Below are 299 nucleotides of genomic sequence, written 5' to 3'. Positions count from 1 at the left end.
CACGGCCCAGCCCTTCCCGCCGTTCCTCATGGAGATCATCAACGCGGGAAGCCTCGTGCCTCGCTGGCAGAAGAAGCTCGGAAAGGACGCGTAGCATGACGACTACCTACAAGATTTGCCTGCTTGCCGGCGACGGCATCGGGCCGGAGATCATTGCCGAGGGCGTGAAGGTGCTGGACGCCGTGGGTGCGAAGTACGACACCGCCTTCGAGTACATCGACGCGCTCATCGGCGGTGCGGCCATCGATGCGACAGGCGAGCCATTGCCGACGGCGACGCTGGATGCGGCCCGTGCTTCC

Annotated in this window: 1 protein-coding gene; it reads left to right on the top strand. The window is 64.9% G+C overall.

What is annotated here, in order from left to right; genetic code table 11:
* Positions 1-95 precede the first annotated feature (95 nt).
* The coding region (locus tag NE591_RS14530) for an isocitrate/isopropylmalate family dehydrogenase (RefSeq protein WP_256157020.1) at positions 96-299 on the top strand (204 nt) is incomplete at its 3' end.

Origin of the sequence: Adlercreutzia sp. DFI.6.23, assembly GCF_024462535.1 — a bacterium.
GTDB lineage: Bacteria > Actinomycetota > Coriobacteriia > Coriobacteriales > Eggerthellaceae > Adlercreutzia > Adlercreutzia rubneri.
The sequence above is the reverse complement of the archived record's forward strand: the minus strand, read 5'-3'. Positions and strand labels throughout refer to the sequence as shown.